Annotated in this window: 16 protein-coding genes; 13 read left to right on the top strand and 3 right to left on the bottom strand. The window is 45.0% G+C overall.

Annotated elements, in window-relative coordinates; translation table 11 throughout:
- Positions 1-105 precede the first annotated feature (105 nt).
- Positions 106-1,194 carry an ABC transporter ATP-binding protein gene (locus QUA70_RS07835; RefSeq protein ID WP_333346057.1) on the top strand — a complete coding sequence of 363 codons (1,089 nt, stop codon included), beginning with the start codon at positions 106-108 and terminating at the stop codon, positions 1,192-1,194.
- A gap of 82 nt (positions 1,195-1,276) precedes the next feature.
- Here the strand turns inward: QUA70_RS07835 and QUA70_RS07830 are convergent, their stop codons facing one another.
- A complete protein-coding gene (locus QUA70_RS07830; protein ID WP_333346060.1) occupies positions 1,277-1,612 on the bottom strand; it encodes an element excision factor XisI family protein in 336 nt (111 codons plus the stop codon).
- A gap of 285 nt (positions 1,613-1,897) precedes the next feature.
- Here QUA70_RS07830 and QUA70_RS07825 point away from each other — a divergent pair, with 285 nt between their 5' ends.
- On the top strand, positions 1,898-2,818 hold the full coding sequence (locus QUA70_RS07825) for a hypothetical protein (protein WP_333346063.1): 921 nt from the start codon (positions 1,898-1,900) through the stop codon (positions 2,816-2,818).
- A 503-nt stretch (positions 2,819-3,321) separates the two neighbouring features.
- Here QUA70_RS07825 and QUA70_RS07815 read toward each other — a convergent pair.
- Entirely contained in the window at positions 3,322-4,092 is a 771-nt protein-coding gene (locus QUA70_RS07815; RefSeq protein ID WP_333346066.1) for a TerC family protein, read from the bottom strand.
- 338 nt (positions 4,093-4,430) lie between these two features.
- Between QUA70_RS07815 and psaM the strand changes: the two genes are divergently transcribed.
- Both psaM and QUA70_RS07805 read left to right on the top strand, forming a co-directional pair.
- Entirely contained in the window at positions 4,431-4,526 is a 96-nt protein-coding gene (gene psaM / locus QUA70_RS07810; RefSeq protein WP_190660159.1) for a photosystem I reaction center subunit XII, read from the top strand.
- Positions 4,527-4,811: 285 nt separating this feature from the next.
- Positions 4,812-5,228 carry a slr1601 family putative cell division protein gene (locus QUA70_RS07805; protein ID WP_333346069.1) on the top strand — a complete coding sequence of 139 codons (417 nt, stop codon included), beginning with the start codon at positions 4,812-4,814 and terminating at the stop codon, positions 5,226-5,228.
- A 223-nt stretch (positions 5,229-5,451) separates the two neighbouring features.
- Here QUA70_RS07805 and ctpA read toward each other — a convergent pair whose 3' ends face one another.
- A complete protein-coding gene (gene ctpA / locus QUA70_RS07800; RefSeq protein ID WP_333346072.1) occupies positions 5,452-6,690 on the bottom strand; it encodes a carboxyl-terminal processing protease CtpA in 1,239 nt (412 codons plus the stop codon).
- A 588-nt stretch (positions 6,691-7,278) separates the two neighbouring features.
- On the opposite strand from ctpA, the gene petB reads away from it, so the two are divergent.
- From petB to QUA70_RS07755, 9 genes are all read left to right on the top strand, one after another.
- Positions 7,279-7,947: a cytochrome b6 gene (gene petB, locus QUA70_RS07795; RefSeq protein WP_015174799.1), complete on the top strand. Its 669-nt coding sequence runs from the start codon at positions 7,279-7,281 to the stop codon at positions 7,945-7,947.
- 183 nt (positions 7,948-8,130) lie between these two features.
- The gene (gene petD / locus QUA70_RS07790) at positions 8,131-8,613 is read left to right on the top strand and encodes a cytochrome b6-f complex subunit IV (RefSeq protein ID WP_333324760.1); all 483 of its coding nucleotides are present in this window, start codon (positions 8,131-8,133) and stop codon (positions 8,611-8,613) included.
- A 153-nt stretch (positions 8,614-8,766) separates the two neighbouring features.
- On the top strand, positions 8,767-8,898 hold the full coding sequence (locus QUA70_RS07785; RefSeq protein WP_333324758.1) for a hypothetical protein: 132 nt from the start codon (positions 8,767-8,769) through the stop codon (positions 8,896-8,898).
- Positions 8,899-8,921: 23 nt separating this feature from the next.
- Positions 8,922-10,262, top strand: a complete 1,341-nt coding sequence (locus QUA70_RS07780) for a PIN domain-containing protein (protein ID WP_333324755.1) — start codon at positions 8,922-8,924, stop codon at positions 10,260-10,262.
- A 56-nt stretch (positions 10,263-10,318) separates the two neighbouring features.
- On the top strand, positions 10,319-10,525 hold the full coding sequence (locus QUA70_RS07775) for a type I restriction-modification system subunit M N-terminal domain-containing protein (RefSeq protein ID WP_333324753.1): 207 nt from the start codon (positions 10,319-10,321) through the stop codon (positions 10,523-10,525).
- A gap of 75 nt (positions 10,526-10,600) precedes the next feature.
- Complete coding sequence (locus QUA70_RS07770; RefSeq protein WP_333324751.1) at positions 10,601-10,897, top strand: hypothetical protein; 297 nt, start codon at positions 10,601-10,603, stop codon at positions 10,895-10,897.
- A 325-nt stretch (positions 10,898-11,222) separates the two neighbouring features.
- Positions 11,223-12,584 (top strand): cytochrome 450, encoded by a 1,362-nt coding sequence (locus QUA70_RS07765; RefSeq protein WP_333346075.1) that lies wholly within the window; start codon positions 11,223-11,225, stop codon positions 12,582-12,584.
- A 259-nt stretch (positions 12,585-12,843) separates the two neighbouring features.
- On the top strand, positions 12,844-13,389 hold the full coding sequence (locus tag QUA70_RS07760; RefSeq protein WP_333346078.1) for a hypothetical protein: 546 nt from the start codon (positions 12,844-12,846) through the stop codon (positions 13,387-13,389).
- Between the two features lie 364 nt (positions 13,390-13,753).
- Positions 13,754-14,911, top strand: coding sequence for a matrixin family metalloprotease (locus tag QUA70_RS07755; protein ID WP_333346081.1), 1,158 nt, complete (start codon positions 13,754-13,756; stop codon positions 14,909-14,911).
- The last annotated feature ends 35 nt before the right edge of the window (positions 14,912-14,946 follow it).

The raw sequence follows: 14,946 nt of genomic DNA, 5'->3' as shown, positions 1-14,946 counted from the left end.
GCTAGTTTATCAGTATGTGTAAACATTTGTCAAGTCTTTATGACAATTTATCTCACTAAACTGGTTTATTGTAGAATAGTAAGTTGTTGATTATTTATAGCAATAATGGCTCGACCGATAATTCTGCATTTGGATGGTGTAACAAAACAGTATTCCCAAGCAGCATCACCTGCGGTGGCATCTGTCACCCTGACTTTACATCAAGGAGATATCCTGGGGTTGTTGGGGCCATCGGGTTGTGGGAAAACAACGTTGCTGCGGTTAATTGCTGGTTTTGAACAGCTACAAGCAGGGACGATCGCTCTAGCAGGAAAAACTGTAGCCACTGTTAATATGTCAGTCCCGCCGGAACAGCGAGACATTGGTATGGTGTTTCAAGACTATGCACTCTTCCCCCATTTGACAGTCGCGAAAAATGTAGCTTTTGGCTTAACGCATCAAGGAAAAGAGTCAAAGCATAATATTCAGAAAGGTGTCACCGAAGCATTAGCGCTGGTGGGATTAGAAGGATTGGAAAACCGTTATCCCCATGAATTATCGGGGGGTCAGCAACAGCGAGTAGCCCTAGCCCGTGCTTTAGCCCCTAGACCTGCGATTATTTTACTAGATGAACCATTGAGTAATTTAGATGTACAAGTACGGTTAAGATTGCGTCAGGAAGTCCGCGAGATTCTCAAAGCAACGGGAACCTCTGGTGTATTTGTCACGCACGATCGCGAAGAAGCACTTTCGATTTCAGATTGGGTAGCGGTGATGCGTCAAGGCCAATTAGAACAGTTTGGCACTCCAGAGGAAGTTTATCAAGAACCAGCATCTCGATTTGTGGCTGAGTTTGTGACTCAAGCTAATTTTGTGTCTGCATCGTTGAAGCAGGATTTTTGGGAAACAGAAGTAGGTTGTTTTGCTGTTAAAGGAGATTCATTTGTAAAAGTTCCTTGTGATGTTTCTACTGAAGGAGAATTGATGATCCGGCAGGAAGACTTGAGTTTATTCTTAGATGAAGATTCGGCTGTTGTGATTTGCGATCGCCAATTTTTAGGCAGAGAAAATCGTTATTGTTTAAAAACACCTTCGGGCGAAAAATTATATGCACTCACAACCACAGGAAATGTTTTTCCCATTGGTTCTAAAGTTCGGTTATCTTGTGGTGATAATTCTCCCTTAGCTTTCTTTGTCGGTAAGCCTAAGCCATAGCTAATGGCTAATTGCTAATGGCTAATTGGGAAAAAATCCTCCCCCTCTTCCCATCTCCCAGTCTCCCCCTCTTCCTTCTTCCTTATACTGTCTGATACGTTTTCTCTCTATCAGTGTTGTCAGGGAAGGGGCTAGTCACGATATGCTCTGCTTTTATACCGGCTGCAATCAGCGCTTGGCTTAGACCTTCCTCGAAGTTATCCTCTTCAATTACAATTTGATAATCGACTAAACGAGCATGAAACAGAATCGTGTCAATCCAGCGCTGTTTATCCCAGCCTGTAGCCAGAATCAGAAACTGACCCGAATCGACATCACAGACGGGGTAGAGCTGGATGGCCTGTAAACGCGGTTGGGCGATCGTTGCTTCTTGCAGGGTTTTTTTGAGGATGTGTGCATAGCTTAGTGAGTTATCCATTGGAGAATCGCCTCTTGACTTGGTTCGTAAACTAAATAATTCCATAATTTAGGTTCGGAAAGATAAGTATGAATCTCTTGAGAACCCATTTCTTGTGGATGTCGCTGATTATGAAAGTAAATATAGCCTAGTATCTAATAAAGGTAGCTTTTTTCGGTATCTGAATAAATTTGTATCAGCCACTATTTTTGAAACCAAGCCTCTGGGACAGCCAGAAGGGGTTGACGAAATATTATGTAGATGCTATGAAGAAAGAATCAATTTTGATGTAATTTGGTTCCAAAAATGGCAGAAGATGATATTTTAGAGCTGAGTTTGTTAGAGAATGGCTTGGACTTCATCATAAGAGGTCTAGATGAACTATATGAGCTTGATGATGACATTGAGTATGAACAATATATCTACCCAATTTCCAAGCCCCAGAAGGATTATAAGTATGGGGTACTTCATCTATTTTCAGGATTCCTCCTACTTCTTAAAGAAAGGTTGTCACAGCATCTGCCAGAACTTATATTTGCAGGCAAAATTGAGGACATAAAGAAACAGTTAAAGAATGGAAAGGAACTAAATACGGTCAACTTAGATGAAGCTTTGGATCGATTACAGATTGGACCCAAAGTGAGTTTTTCCGAGTCTGACACCGAGGTGATTAGAAAAATTCAGAAATATAGAAATCGTTTTGAACACTATAAAATCGACGTAAATCAGTTTGAACTCAACAAAGGGATTATTGATTTCATTGATTTGATTGATAGATTCCTTATCCATGAGGTAAAAATAGATATCACTTCAACTCCGCTTAACACAAATCCCGAAATAAGAGCAAAGGTTCGGTCAATAGAGTCAGTTTACAAGCGCATCAATGATAAGCGTTTACGCGAACTCGTAGCGCTCGGTGAAGAGAAGGTTAAAAAATTTCAAAGCGATCGAGAAAGTATTTTGCGGAAGTTGGATGAAGAGGCATATCTTGATGAGATAAACCAAGTGTATATTGATGATTTCACTATGTGTCCTAACTGTTGTAAAGATACCCTTATCATTTATGGAGAATTTGCTGGGGTTTGTTCTAATGAGGAATGTAATTCCTACAATATTTTAAAAAATTGTGATAAATGCGGAAAAGTCACAACAGGTTACGAGTGGGAAGAGAAATGGTGTGGTGATTGTGATGAGGAAATGCGAAGGGTGATTGATCGTGATGACTGAAATCTTCCTGTCGTCGCCTAACAACCCCGCTGCACCAGAACGTGCCAATATGATCGGTTAAGCCGCAAAAGTTGTCCGCGTCCGGTGGCTTTCACCGTTACATTTTTTACCTACAGGTGAAACCCGATCGCCTGCAACTTCTTCCCATCGTTCGCCCTCTTTCCCTATCGTCAAAAAATACAGCCACCACCAAGGCTCAAATCAGATCCGGATCGATCGCCTGCTATCATCGCCAATATGGCGCCAACCCCGTCAGCAACAAATTCCCCTCGCTATCGCACCCGCGCAACCATTGCTGAGTCTGATTTGGATAAATGCCTTCCCATAGGCCCAATTGTACTCCTATAAGTTTGATCGGCTAGTGAAGGAAACGATATTACAAAATAAAAGCCTTTCATCCCCGGACTAAAGTCACCGGGATGAAAGGCTTTTGCAGGTTTTAACCAGCCTTCAATCTTGTTGGTTTTACAGATTTAAGCTACTTTTATTCAGAGGAAAGTATGTTAAATTTCGGACTTCTGTCCTTGCGATTCTGGCACTGCCACTTCTGAATCCGCCTGATTGAGAGCAATGTCTAGAGATTTTGCAATCTCGACTGGCTCGGGAGTACGCTTAGAAAATCCCCAGACAAACATCAAGACGATACTGGAAACTAGCAGCCATTGCGGAGGAACTAAATCTGGATCAATTACTTTCACCAACAACCGCATTCCCACGAACCCAACTGTGATGTAACCAGCACTTTCTAGGTGAACGAATTCATCCAGCCAGCGGATGAACAACCCGGCCATGAATCGCAGGGCAATAATTCCAATAGTAGCGCCAGTTACGACGATAAAAGTGTTGTCAGAAACAGCGATCGCAGTAGTAACGCTATCCAAAGAAAACGCTAAATCCGTAAAAGCAATCATGGGAATTGCTTGCCACACAGACGCAAATCTGGGCCCGTGATGTTCTCCTTCGGAGTCTGTATCTGAAGTAAAATGTTGGAAAACAAGCCACAGCAGGTAGAGAGCACCAAGCATTTCAAACTGCCAGTATTGGATCACCCAAGTAGCCGTTAAAATTAGAGCGATCCGCAGTACAAAAGCAATTATCAAACCAACGTTGAGAGCCTTTTGCTGTTCCTTGGCATCTTCCAAACCTTTAGAAATAGACGCCAGGGCGATCGCGTTGTCAGCCGAAAGTACAGCCTCCAAAGCCACCAAAACCAACAATAATAAAAAGCCGTCAACTCCAAAATTGGGTGAAGCGTCGAGAAATTGATCTAGCATTAACTATTTTGTGCACCTAAAATTGGCAAGGGTCGAGCGCAGCGCAAATTACCCGCTCTGTCTAACATTAGTGTCACCTTCACTTAAATCTTAACCTAACGCGGTAATTCTGTGCGAGGCGATCGTCCGAACAACGTCCGAAGGAAGCAGTCCCAGGAAACAACGAAAAATTCTCCCCCTCCGACACTCAAAAACTGCGCCACTGCGCCACTGCGCCACTGCGCCACTCCTCCCCGGACGCACCATTTGTGTTGCAAGTTGTAACAAATGATTCCCAAAAGCGCCAATTTGTCTCAAATTGGTGAAAGCTCGTCCCCGCGAAAAGGAGTTTTGCGAATATGTCTTTAACAGATACCCAAGTCTACGTAGCGCTCGTAATTGCTTTGATTCCCGGAATCATGGCTTTCCGGCTGTCAACTGAACTGTACAAATAGTTTCCAGACACCAGTTGCGAACCGCAAAACGCCTGCCTGAACAGTTAAATCTCTCGCTTTACAGATACAGACAATTGCTGCCCCAGTGCAGTAGATTGTTTGTGTTCAGCAAGACGACACTGCAAGGGCAGGCATTTTTATGGGAAAATTCCGTCTTCAGGGGTCACCTTTGTCTCAACAATTTTGGCTGTCAGCACCCTGACAAACAGCGGCGAGTGTGCGTTAAGCTCAGAATTTGCTCTGTTGAACTCTAAAACGTCAGTCTCAGGTATTTGAAAAAAAATTATGCAAGCGATTCAACCCCCCGTTACCCCACTGCGTCCTGTAAAAAACCCCCCTCGGGTTACTCCTCGTCGCAGCAGCAGCCGCCAGCGTTCTTACCCTCACCAAACCCTCGCGGCCGAAACAGGCGTCAAGTTGGCAGTCAACATGGTACTTTCAGTCTGTGCCACTTCTGCTTTGCTTCAGCTTTGGCCTCACTACCGGGCGGTGCAAGAAAAATTGCACGAAATCCAAGCTGAAGTCAATCTTACCCAAGGGCGAGTAAATCAGTCGCGATCGGACTTTAACCGCTACTTTGACCCTAGCCTTGCTAAAACTGTGATGCAAGAGCAAAGCAACCAAGCTGACCCGCAGCAGCGTCCGGTGATTTTACAAGAAGCCGTGGTACCAGAAGCCGACGACTCAACCCCGCAACCTTAAGGAAAGGGGAGTTTTGGGTTTTGATATCACGTCCGATGTGCATCATTCTTGTATGTCATTGCTTCGCACAGCGAAGAATGACAGATGAATCTGTCGGACGTGATATCACTTTTGAGTAAAAGAGTTTTTAGGATGATTCTTGTCTGTCCGGGCGAACGAAACGCAGAGACAGACAGACCTGCGTATTCTCACCTGTTGCAATCTCAAAACTTCAAACTCCGGCTTATACTGACTTTGCCAGCACGGTTTTTTCTTTCAGTAGTTGCAGTGCAGCTTGATATTGCAAGTCTGCTGCGGTGCCGATTTGATCGCGCGCAATGGGTTCCAAAGGCACTACGCGATCGGGCGAAATCCCCAGCTTGTTAATATCTTTATGGTTCGGTGTCTCGTACTTAGCAACAGTCACGGCTAACCCGGAACCGTCAGACAAATCAAACAGCGATTGAATCAGTCCTTTGCCAAAAGTCTTTTCTCCTACCAGTTGAGCTCTGCCGTTATCTTGCAGCGCACCAGCCAAAATTTCGCTAGCACTGGCAGTTCCCTTGTTCACCAAAACAATCAGCGGATCGTTAGTTAGGGCTTGTCCAGAGGCTTCAAAACTGCCGAGAATGCCTTGTCTGTTCACCGTGTAGACGATCGTCCCGGAATCGAGCCACAGGCGGGCAATTTCAATCCCTGCTTGCAACAGTCCGCCCGGGTTGTTCCGCAGGTCGAGAATGTAGGCGGCCGCTCCTTGTTTTTCCAAGCGGTCGATCGCGTGAGCGACTTCCTCAGTAGCGTTAGCGCTGAATTGACTCAAGCGAATGTAGCCCACCGGTAAATTCTCCGACCCCGACTGCAATTGGGCGTAAACCGGATTCAGAGCAATGCGATCGCGCACTAGCTCAATTTCCTCAGCAGCGTCCCTTCCCTCGCGCCCCAAGGTCAAGGTAACGGGAGTGCCGATGCGGCCGCGCATTCGAGTTGCTGCTTCGTCTAGGCTCAATTCTGAGGTAGGAGTGCCGTCAATTTTCAGAATGCGATCGAGGGGTTGGATGCCAGCTTTATCCGCCGGTGAGCCCGCCAAAGGAGCCACCACAGTTAAGGTATTTGTCTGGGGGTCGATCGCAATTTGCAGCCCCACACCCGTCAATTCTCCCGAAGTGTTGACCTGCAAACTGCGGTACTGTTCTGGTTTCAGCAGTCGAGTGAAGGGGTCGTCCAGATTTGCCAGCATCCCCTGAATAGCCGTGTAAGTCTGCTGTCTGTCGTTGAGCGGTTCCTTTACAGCTTTTTCGCGAATCGACCACCAATTGTGATTGTTGAATTTGTCATCCACGTAAGAGCGATTGACAATTCGCCAAGCTTCGCTCAATAGCTGCTGTTCAGGAGTCAGCGCCGCCGCCGGCCCCGCCCACGGGCCTAGAACCAGGGCGACTTGGAGGAAAAGTAAAATAGCAATCTGGAAAACTCGTCTGTGCATGATTTTTCTGTAAAAGATAGGCAAGTATTGCATCTCCTGTATTTTAAGTTTGTAGGCTTTTAAGCTTTGGCGCATTTAACTCTCCCCAAGGCATTCGGCATTCGTCAAACATCCCCCGCGAACAAAAAATTAGTTAAATGTAACATTTAATCGCAAAATAAGTGAAGTTTTATCATAAATATTAAAATTTACGCTCCAGCGACCCGCTGGCCGGCTCGGACTTTGGTCTGTAGCTCTGCTCTTGGCTGTATGCCAGCTTGGGGCGGATGTTAAGCTTGCAGAAAATGGTACTTGAGACTCAGCCAAAGCATCGCCCGCGTGAAAATTGCACGGCAATTATGTTACATTTTTTATCACAGTCTGGAATTCGATCGGGCAACGCCAGCGAGTAGGGACAAGCCACCGCTTAGTTTCCCAGGGCTTGCAGGCGATCGCACAAGAGAGTTCCTTTCGTCAGCTCCAAATTTAAAAAATAGCCTCAGGCATTTGCTAGTAAAAGCAAGCTGCTCGGCGCGGGGCGACAAAAAACCTTGTGGCTGCTGCCCTGAACCTCAACCACAGCAATATTCTTTTAGGAATTCTGGCTCCATGTTTTCTAAACAAATCACCGACTCAAAAACCTACCAGTGGTTTGAGGAACGCCTGGAAATTCAGGCGCTCGCCGACGACATCACTACTAAGTACGTACCCCCGCACGTCAATATTTTCTATTGCTTGGGCGGAATTACTTTAGTTTGCTTTCTGATCCAGTTTGCCACCGGCTTCGCCATGACTTTCTATTACCGTCCGACGGTAGCAGAAGCTTTTTCTTCAGTGCAATACCTGATGACTGAAGTCAACTTCGGCTGGCTGATCCGCTCCATCCACCGCTGGTCTGCGAGCATGATGGTGCTGATGATGATTTTGCACATCTTCCGGGTTTATCTGACAGGCGGCTTCAAAAAGCCCCGCGAATTAACCTGGGTGACAGGAGTAATCTTGGCAGTCATCACTGTTTCTTTCGGCGTGACCGGCTATTCGCTGCCTTGGGATCAAATCGGTTACTGGGCGGTTAAAATCGTTTCCGGTGTCCCCGAAGCTATCCCGTTTGTCGGTTCTTTGATGGTTGAACTGCTGCGCGGCGGTGTCAGCGTCGGTCAAGGCACTTTGACTCGCTACTACAGCTTGCACACTTTTGTGTTGCCTTGGCTGATTGTAGTCTTCATGCTGGCTCACTTCTTGATGATTCGCAAGCAAGGTATCTCTGGCCCGTTGTAAGTTTTGAGTTGTGGGGGCGGTATTTTTTTTGCCCCCCGCTGAATTGTGAGTTGAAAATTCAGAATTCATCACTCATGATATTTATTTACGGCTAATACTTCCTGCAATCGCGCCGCTGATTCAAACTAACGAATACAGCGGAATGGCAGGCCCGGGTAAAACTAAAAGGAGAACACTCTCACTATGTCTATTCTCAAAAAACCAGATTTGAGCGATCCAGACCTCCGCGCTAAGCTCGCTAAGGGCATGGGTCACAACTATTACGGCGAACCAGCTTGGCCTAATGACTTGCTCTACGTTTTCCCTATAGTCATCATGGGAACGATTTCTCTGTGCGTGGGTTTGGCTGTACTAGACCCGTCTTTGGTTGGGGAACCTGCTAATCCTTTTGCTACTCCGCTGGAAATTCTGCCGGAATGGTATTTGTGGCCTGTGTTCCAACTCCTGCGCGTTTTGCCTAACAAATTGTTGGGTATTGCTTGTATGGCTGGTGTTCCCGTTGGCTTGATTTTGATTCCGTTCATCGAGAATGTTAACAAGTTTCAAAATCCGTTCCGCCGCCCGGTTGCTACTACTGTTTTCCTCTTGGGAACTGCGGTAACTTTGTGGTTGGGTATTGGTGCTATTTTCCCGATCGACAAATCTTTCACACTGGGTCTTTTCTAAGATTTAAGTTTGCTTGATTTTGACGCCTGCGGGTTTCTTCTAAAGTGCTTTTGTACTGGTGGGAAACTTTAGCGGGCGTCATTTGATTTTAGATTTTAGATTTTAGATTTGGGATTTGGGATTTATGCTCAAGGTAGGCCGCAGCAGTTGGTAATGCCAGCATCTCTGAAGGTGAAAGCGGTTGAGAAGTATGGCAACGTGCGGGAAATTGCTGGCTTATTTGGCGGAGCAGATAAATTGAAGCAGGCAGTCGAGCAGTTGCAGAGTTTATTGTATTCGGTTTAGGAGAAGTGAAAGGAGTTGTAATAATGTCCGCAGAACAAAAACCAATTTGTGTGGTAATTGATGCAAATATATGGTTGCAAGACTCTAATCTTTTGCTGAGAACTGCTATAGGTTCGGCGTTAATTTATATTCTAAAAATAATAAATGGTAAAATAGGCTTGCCTTCAGTTCTTGAAGAGGAAATTACTAGAAATACAATTGCGAAAGGAGTAAAAGCGACTGAAGAAATCAAGAAAAATTTTAAAAGCATTTCAGTAATTATGAGGTCTCACTCTCCCTACAAAGTCCCCGATGAAGCTGAAATAAAATCGGCTGTTCAGGCAAGAATCACAGAACTAGACTCGTTATTTCATAGAGTTGATTTTACATGGGAACACGCTCAATCAGCGTTAAAAAGAATTAACGAAAAATCGCCACCAAATAATAACAATCAACAGTTTAAGGATTCTGTTATTTGGGAGGCAATTTTAGAATTACTGAGTTCATACGTAGTGCATTTTGTCACCAAAGATGAGGCTTTTTATAAAGATAGAAAACCTAAAATAAATAGCATTGCAAAGAACTTACTATCTGACTGTAATAAACGAGGAGGAATTGTTTGTATTTATCCAGATATGGCATCATGCCTCAAAGTTATTCAAGAAGATGTACCACCTCTTGATTTAAATAGTCTAATGGTAAAAATTGATAGTTATATAATAAATTCTAAATTAGTAAAAAGGGATTTAGCTCTGGAAGTTGGGTTTGAAGTCGGTTGTGTAGCAGTAGACCTATCGTCTGTTTCGCCCTTCTTTACAGAAAATCAAGAAGAATTGGCGTTAACTTTTGAGCTTTGTTACCAGTGTTATGATGTAGAAAATACTGGGATCGATGAAAGGAGTAATGCTGTATTAAAAGTCAAAGGAGATTGCTTGTACAAAATTGATAACCAGGTTATTTCTGATATAGACATGGATTTTCAAAGAATACGTTGGGATGAATCAAACGGAGAATTGGGCCGACGCGGTGCTGTCTATCTTTCTACAATGAAAGATAGCCATCAAATTCAACATACGTTTAGAGAATCCATTGATTTTATGAAAAGTCCAAATTTTACGGAAAAGGAGCGAAGTGAATGGGTACTTAATAACAATGCTAATTTTTGGGAAAAATATAATGAGAAAGAAAAAGAAATATTAGTAATATTTTTAAATAAATATTCTAAAAAAGGAATTATGGTGTTTCGTCATATTGTCGATTCAATTGGAAAATATCCTGAATTTGCTGAGTATGGTGATGCAAGTCAAATATTAACACTGTTTGGAGGTCAAGAAAATTTAGAAAAAGCACTAAATCAATTACAAAATCTTTTGTACTCAGTCTAATAGATATTTTCTAAGAGTTCTATTTCTAAGTTTGATTACTTTAATTTTCTCTCAAAATGCCCAAACGCACTACATCTCAAACCAATAAACCCGTCACCACCGCTCAACCTCTCGAAAGCGTGATAAAATCTGCGCCTGACATCATGCGGAAAGAAAAGGGAATGAATGGGGAATTAGACCGTTTGGCCCAATTTACTGGGATTCTATTTCTCAAGCTTTTAGATGATGTAGAAAAGGTCAGAGAAGAAAAAGCCTTTTTATAGGGAAAAGTTGATAAGTACAAGCTGCTGATTGAATCGCCTTACCGCTGGCGTGATTGGGCTGCTAATGATGAGGGGATGAGCGGCGATGACTTGCTGAAATTCATTAACAATGATGAGGTGACGCTGCGGGACTGGACAAAAAGCCCTGGTTTATTCGCTTATTTGCGGAGTCTTCAAAGTGCAACAGGGCGCGATCACAAAAAAGAAGGCACTAAAGATTTGCTTTCTCTAGGCAACAATCTTACTTTCTCCCAACTGTCAATAACTCAAGAAAACAGTGCAACCTTCATCCGTTTGTCAGCAACCGGAGAAATTTTAGCTGCTCTGAATGGGGTGTCGTCCAGTCTAATTAATGTCGCCGATTTTGGCTAAATTTAATAGCAAGTAGTCGCACATAACTACGGTTTATGTGCGGCTCTCAAAGATGGGGGCTAATACTTGAGATTCAGAAAGTAGATATACTTACCAGAAATTGTTAAAAATTCCACTCAATCTCCGGAAAAAGGCTAGACTTGAGCGCAGACATATTCAGTAAAACTATATCTATATTGCCACTGCCTTCACAAAGAAAGATGGCTATAGTTATACTTACTGATTTTGGCAATGAAGCCGGTATTCACTCCCGCTCTATTACTGCTCAATACCCTCTTGCTGCTAAATGCGAAGCGCATTATGGCGAAGGGTTCTCGGAGGAATTATGATGAACCTAAATTTAGATACTATTTTCTCATCGCTGATGAACCCGGCCCTGAACGAGTTTCAGGTTTGGGCTTTGCAAAACCCGGAAGAAAGTCTCAGCAAAACGATGTTACCGCCGATCGCCCTGATTGAGGGTTTGATTGCCAACGAACCCACCTATTTGCCACTAAAAAGGCTGGCTTTCGGAGCCAATTTTTGCTGCGCGGGGCAAGTCGTGATGGGAGAGTTTGACACGCTGGAAAAAGCACTCACATCGCCCCAGGCGCGCGGATGGCGGCTTGGTACTTCTGTACTCGATTCCGATCGCGCGCCCAACCAAGATGTCGGCGGCAGAAACCTTTTTCTACTGTCTTTGTCCGATCGCGAAACTGATAGTAGCAGCAACCACGCAGCATTCCGAAGCTGTATGCAGAAATATCTCTTCAACAGTGCGACAACGGATCGCCAGGGAGACGAAATCAGCAGACGGTTGCTCGATCGGCTAGCTGCCGATTATGCCGAGATGTCGCACGGTGCGGGGGGAGCGTTTTTTACCGATGTCAAGCGTGGTTGGATGGGATTTTTAGTCCGATATTTGCACTACGTCATCTTTGGGATTAATCCAGACGATTCAGAGTCGATCGAACTCCTCACCGAATTACATTACACCCGCCAAAGCCCGCTGCACTACTTCGCCGTCATCGGCAACCTGCTGCAAAGCCTGAACCTGTTTGGACACGGGGATTTGTCCACTCTAATCGAGCGTGCAGCGACTATCTATGAAAATTCCCCAGCTTTAGCCGACTTCGAGGAGAGCTCGGAAAACAACGCCATGACTAAACGGGAATTGGCGAAGCTGATGACATCGATTATGGGCATAGCGGGACTGCAAGGCCCCCTGCACCTAGGCAACACGGCAATGGGATACCGCCCTCTCCCCGCCTATAAAGGACAGCAGACGGCCCAAATTAACCCGACTGATTTTTGGGATCGGCTCGATTTGGACGATCGCCAGTCGATCGAGCTCTTCCTCCTGGAATGCGCCCGCCTCTGGGCCCCCGTCAGCGCCACCCACCGAGTCGCGACAGAGCCTTTCACCGCAACGGTAGCGGGCAAAGAGCGGACTTTCCCCGCCGGGACTAAGGTACTGATACCGCTGAGCCTGGGGCTGCTAGACGGGAGTTTCTGGGGTTCTACGGTATACGAATTCAACCCTAAGCGGGAGAATCTGTGCCCTTTTCATATGGGTTTTAATTCGGTGGGCGATCGTAGCGCGGGACGGATTTGCCCCGGTAAAGACATCGCACTCAAGATGCTGGTGGATGTCGTGAGTACGGTAGGCAAAGTGCGTCGCTCGCCGGAGCCGAATTGGCAGGGGTAATTAATCCAAAAGCTCGCATCAGACAGCGGTTGAAACTGAGATATTACACAATTCTCAAGAACAGGCAAGATGCCTGTTCCACAAGACATCAAGTTTCTTGTGGGGTGTCCCGCCCGCCCTTGAAAAACTTATTGGCAATGGTGCAACATCTCAGTTGAAACCGCACGCCACACAAACGAAGTCCGATCGATCGACTAAGAAATCAAGGGGGTATCTAATAGGAAACCAAAACACAACTATTTTGAGGATAAATAATACCATGTTAATCGAACAAAAGCAACTAAAAGACATCGCGAATTGGATGAAAGTAGCACACCCAGCGGAGTTACCCGAAGTCCTGCAAGGTATATTTTTTATGGACGGGAATGTTTTACCCGACCATTGTTTGACGATGTACAGTTCAGACTGGAATGCTGACGAACGGACGTTATTGCTGCGCGTTTTTGACCCTGTTATCTGGACATTTCATTCATCAATGGCGGGACGGATGTTACTTTATTTAGTCAAATTTTCTCGGATCACTTACTTGTTCCGATTCTCTGATGCAACTTTGCAGCACGCACACATCACGCCGATAGTGTTTGGATGGTCTGTGCCGCAGTGGCTTGTAAATTTTTTGATCGATCGAGATCCGAACACTCCGAATGGAGATCTCTGGCATCGCACAAACTCGTTTTTCGGCAGACCTGCTGAGAAGGGATATATACTCCGCAGGATTGTAGACAAAAATGGCAACTACACGTCAGCGTTTCCAGATATGCTGTCTAAAGTTGACAGTGATTGTTTAATCATTGCCAAAGAGTGAAAATATTTACAAAAACTACAAAACCCCCTTAATTAAGCGGGTTTTGTCGTCGATCGAAGCGGGGGGGGTTTGAACCTACGACCCCCACTAGGCCAAGTTTGATATGATAGCCTATAAAGGCTATGCAGTAAGCTGTCGTAGGCTATTGTCAATTATTGATATCAATACTTTGGATAGTGTTTGATTGCCAACCGTAAAGCTCGACAGCTCGCATTTATCTAGGTCATTGTTGACATGATTGCAGTTTCTCTTTCCTGAATCTACTGTGTTCCCACTTGATTCAGGTAGATGAAAATAAACATTCTCAAAATAGCTGGTTCTGGGGACTTAAAGTCTCTAGTTATTCACTTTGGAGGAATTTGTCATGACTAAAATTTCACAAATCGACTCTTATCTAGTTGAGCAATTACTAAAACGCATCGAACAACTTGAAGCTAAGCTCGGAATCAAAGTTGGTTTAGATGGCGTCGAATCAGGTAAAGAAGCACAACATTTTTGTGCTTTGCCCAAGGTTCCTCCACGCACTTTCGATCCGAGCGTGTCGCCGGAGCGTGCTCGTCTAATACGGTTAATCGGGAAGAAGTGGGTTAACGGTACAAAATTACGTTATTACTTTTTTGAGAGTGGTCCCAATTCAGGCGGGAATGAACAGAAGGAGATTGTGCGGCAGGGGTTTGAGGTATGGAAGAAGGTAGGGATTGGTATCAAGTTTGAGGAGGTTCGGAACATCAGCGAGGCAGAGATACGAATCGGCTTTGTGCAAGGGGATGGAGCCTGGTCATATCTTGGCCGCGATGCGCTCGATATTCCTAAGCAAGGCGAGCGAACCATGAACTTCGGCTGGGATCTTCGGGCTGATTCCCGTGGGGTAGATGTCCCTGTTCACGAGATAGGCCACGCTTTAGGTTTCCCTCATGAGCACCAAAACCCGTTTGCAGGTATCGTATGGGACGAAGAAGCCGTTTATAAATATTTTGCTGCTGCTCCTAACGAGTGGGACCGAGATACAACTTTTTATAATGTGCTCCAAAAGCTTGCAGTAGGAGAAGTGGAGGGGTCAAAGTGGGACCCCAACTCAATCATGCACTACGCTTTTGCAGCGGGACTCATTGAGAAACCTGTGGAGTACCAGAACGGATTAAAGCCGGCTGGCGGACTTTCTGAGCAGGATGTGTTGCAGGTACGATTATTCTATCCCCCGCTTGATGACTCGAGTTATACAGAACTTAAACCCTTCCGTTCGGAGATTCTATCCCTCGCACCTGCTGAACAGAAAAACTTTGCGATCAACCCCTCTGCTACTCGAAGCTATACAATTGGAACCTTCGGAGAAACAGATACAGTCATGGTTCTTTTCGAGGATCAGAGTGGTGATCTGAAATATGTTGCTGGTGACGACGACAGTGGCACAGACTTGAATGCACAAATCAATGTTCGGCTTTATAAAGGTCGGCGGTATGTGCTGAGAATTCGCTTATACTCTAACTTGGCTGGTGGCGAAGCTTCAGTGATGCTTTGGTAAGGGCTGCCACAAAATTTTAGAGAGAAAAGCGATTT

Origin of the sequence: Microcoleus sp. LAD1_D5 (genome assembly GCF_036702115.1) — a bacterium.
Taxonomy (GTDB): Bacteria; Cyanobacteriota; Cyanobacteriia; order Cyanobacteriales; family Microcoleaceae; genus Microcoleus.
This window is presented reverse-complemented; position numbering and strand designations above follow the sequence as displayed.